At 69.6% G+C, this 3,441-nt stretch carries 3 protein-coding genes; 1 reads left to right on the forward strand and 2 read right to left on the reverse strand.

Going from position 1 to position 3,441, the window contains the following annotated elements:
* Positions 1-912, reverse strand: a 912-nt coding sequence (locus VEW47_01695; GenBank protein HYS03881.1) for a hypothetical protein, incomplete at its 3' end; no start/stop codon positions are given.
* 102 nt (positions 913-1,014) lie between these two features.
* On the opposite strand from VEW47_01695, the gene VEW47_01700 reads away from it, so the two are divergent.
* Positions 1,015-3,054 (forward strand): ATP-binding protein, encoded by a 2,040-nt coding sequence (locus VEW47_01700; protein ID HYS03882.1) that lies wholly within the window; start codon positions 1,015-1,017, stop codon positions 3,052-3,054.
* On the opposite strand, the gene VEW47_01705 is transcribed toward VEW47_01700, so the two are convergent.
* Positions 3,020-3,441: glycine cleavage T C-terminal barrel domain-containing protein (locus VEW47_01705; protein HYS03883.1), on the reverse strand; the 422-nt coding region annotated here is incomplete at its 5' end. The genes VEW47_01700 and VEW47_01705 overlap by 35 nt on opposite strands.

Below are 3,441 nucleotides of genomic sequence, written 5' to 3' on the forward strand. Positions count from 1 at the left end.
GGGCAGAAGCCGCCGGGTGTTGTAGGCGATCCACGGCAGGATCAAAAGGAGAGGCCACCACTCGAAGGCGACCTGCTCGAGATAGGCAAGACCGGCCGGGATCCCCGCGGCGGCCGTGATCCCTTTGACCACGGCCGAGCGTGGCACCGGCAGCCCGTAATAAAGGTAGCGGGCGCCGGCGACCAGCGCGGACGCCGCGAGACCGCTCGCGAGGAGGGCGCGCCCGGCGCGGCCGAGTCGCCGCCAGAACGGCAGCGCTCCGACCAAGAGCACGATCCCTTCAGGGCGAAGCGTCGCGGCGAGCGCCGCGAAGGCGCCGGCCGCCCGCGGCCTCTTTCCCAGGACCGCGCCCCCCATCCCCCACAGGGCGAGGGTGAATGCCGCCGTCTCCAGGCCGGTGGCGGCATAGAGGGCGGGCGTCGGCAGCGAGGCCCACAGAAGCGCCGCGGTCGCGGCCCCCCGGGCGCCGGCGAGCATGCGGCCGCACGACGCGGCGGCGAGGATCGCAGCGGCCGCCAAGACCAGCGACAGCAGGCGTCCCGCCCGCGCGGTGTCCGCGCCCGTGACGGTGCGCGCCAGGGCGAGCGCCGCGACCCAGGACCCTCCGCTCACACCTTCGACGCGCTCGCCCGGGTTGAACACCGCCCCGTGGCCGTCCGCCAGGTTCGTCGCGTAGCGGAACTGGATGTAGGCGTCGTCGACCAGCCCGTTCGAGGCGATCCCGAGCGCCAGCCCCCCCGCGACGGCGAGGGAGACGGACAGGCGTGGACGCGACAGAAGCAGGAGGCAGCCGGCGAACAGAAGCAGGACCGCCGCGCCCCACCAGACCCATGGCGTCCCGAGACCGTCGAGAAGCGTGGCCGCCGGAGCCATGTGGCGCTCCCAGCCCGCGGGCAGCAGAACGGTCTGCATCGCGCGATGCTAGCACGCGCCCGCGGAGCCGATTACGAATCCGGTACTCGGTTGCTGACCGATCCCCCCGACCCTATCTTTCATCCGGTTGGAGGGAAGGGAGTGCGCCGTCGCCTCACGTATCTCCTGACAGGCTTCGTGACGGCCTCCTGTTGCCTGATCGCCGTGGCCTGGCTCTCCTCGTCCGAGCGCGCCGCCCGCGAGCAGGACCTCACGAACGAGACCCAGGTCGTCGCCTACCAGTTCTCAACACGGCTCAGGAGCACGCTCGAGAAGCACGTCGTCGCCCTGCAGCAGATGGCGAATTTCTTCGAGAACAGCGACGAGGTCACCGACACCGAGTTCCACGCTTTCGCCGCGCAGACGCTGAAGCAGATCCCCGTCTGCCTCCGCATCTCCCGCCTCGACCCCTCGCACCGCATCCGCTCCATCTATCCTCCGGGTCCGAACGAGGCGCTGGTCGGGACCGACACGCGCATCAGTCCCGTCGGCTACGAGGCGGTCGTCCAGGCGATGGAGTCGAGGCAGCCGGTCTTCTCACCGCCCATGCCGCTGCTCGACGGCGCCCGAGGGTTCATCCTGGCGGTTCCGATCTACCGCAACGGTCGCTTCGAGGGGGAGGTCGTCGGCACGTTCCGGGGGGCCGACTTCCTCTCAAACCTCAACCTGCCGGCTGTCACCGACCGCTACGACGAGACCGTGCTGGGCTCGGGGAAGTCCCTCCTCCCCGGCCCCTCGCAGACACCCGGGCCGCCGCACGACCGGCCGACGATCGTGACCGCCTTCAACCTCGCGGGGGTCCAGTGGGCGGTGCAGGTCACGCCGCGCGAAGCGGTGGTGATCGATCGGCTCCGCTCGGGCCGGGCGGGGTTCTGGACGATCGGCATCCTCCTGGCGCTGCTTGCCGGGGCGGGGGGCGGCGCTGCGGTCCACTACGCCTCGAGACTGGCGCTGCGCGTCAGGACTCAGGACGAGGCGCTGCGCCAGGCCCGGCAGCGCCTCGACGGGGCGAAGCAGCAGCTCATCCAGGCGGAGAAGCTGTCAGCACTCGGCGAATTGGTGGCCGGAGTCGCGCACGAGCTCAACAACCCGCTGGCCGCCGTCATGGGGTACGTGCAGCTCCTCCTGACGCGCGAGCTCCCGACCGACGTGACGAGACGCCTCGAGACCGTCTCCACGGAGGCCGAGAGGATGGCCCGGATCGTGAAGAACCTCCTGACGTTCGCGCGCAAGCACCCGCCCGAGAAGCGCCACCTCGGTCTGAACGGCATCATCGAGAAAACGCTCGAGCTCAAGGCGTATCACTTCCGCGTCAACCACATCGAGGTCGAGACCGCCCTCGCCCCGGCCCTGCCGATGACCATGCTCGATTTCCACCAGGTCCAGCAAGTGCTGATCAACCTCCTCAACAACTCCGAGCAGGCGATGAGCGAGCGGGGGAAGGACGGCCGGATCAGGATCCAGACGCGGGCCGCGGAGGGGCGCATCGAGGCGCGCATCACGGACACGGGTCCCGGGATCGGCCCCGACGCGCAGCGACACATCTTCGAGCCGTTCTTCACGACGAAGAAGGAAGGGAAAGGGACCGGTCTGGGGCTGTCGATGTGCTACGGCATCATGCAGGAGCACGGCGGCGGCATCCGGTTCGAGAGCGAGCCGGGGCGGGGCACCACCTTCATTCTGGACTTCCCCGTGGCGGCTCCCGTCGGCGAGCCGGTGAAGCCCGCCGGGGGAGAGACGGGGGCGGGCCGGAGACTGAGCATCCTGGTCGTCGACGACGAGCCGAGCGTTTCGGACTTCATGGTCGACCTTTTGACCTCGCGCGGCCACCGGGTCAACACGGCGGCGGACGTGCCGGAGGCGCTGCTCAAGATCGCGCGCGACGAGCTCGATATGATCATCTCCGACATGAACATGCCGCGCGGCACCGGCCTGGACATCTACCGGGCCGTGCTCGCGAAGCGGCCCCCGCTGGCGAAGCGCATCGTGTTCATGTCGGGGAGCGGGACCACCCAGGACACGCAGCAGTTCCTGCGGGAGACCGGCATTCAGCTGATGGCGAAGCCGTGCTCGATCGTCGACATCGAGCGGGCGATCGAGCGGGTGACTAGACCGGAGTCGCCGTCTTCCTCGGTGGATTGAAGAACGGCAGGTCCACCACCTTCACGCCGACCTTCTGGCGCACCGCCTCGATCGTCATCTCCATGTCGAGCGTGGTCCCCTTCGCGGCGTGCTCGGAGGCGAGGCTCGCCAGGGCGATCATCTTCTTGAGCAGCGGCGACCAGGTCGTCGAGGTCGCCTTGCCGGCCTGGACGCTGCCGGCGTACACCGGGACCGCCGTCCGCGATGCCGTCGACGGCACCGACGGCGTCAGCCCGAACTCCTCGTAGCGCTTCTCGACCTCGGTCCAGTCGACCTCGAGCCCTACCAGGCGGCGCTTCGGCCCGCTCTTGCTCTCTTCGACGAGGGGGGCGCGTCCGATGAAGTTCTCCTTGTCGAGGTGTACCAGGCGTCCGAGACCGATCTCGT

The organism is Candidatus Dormiibacterota bacterium, assembly GCA_035635555.1.
Lineage (GTDB): Bacteria > Acidobacteriota > Polarisedimenticolia > Gp22-AA2 > Gp22-AA2 > Gp22-AA3.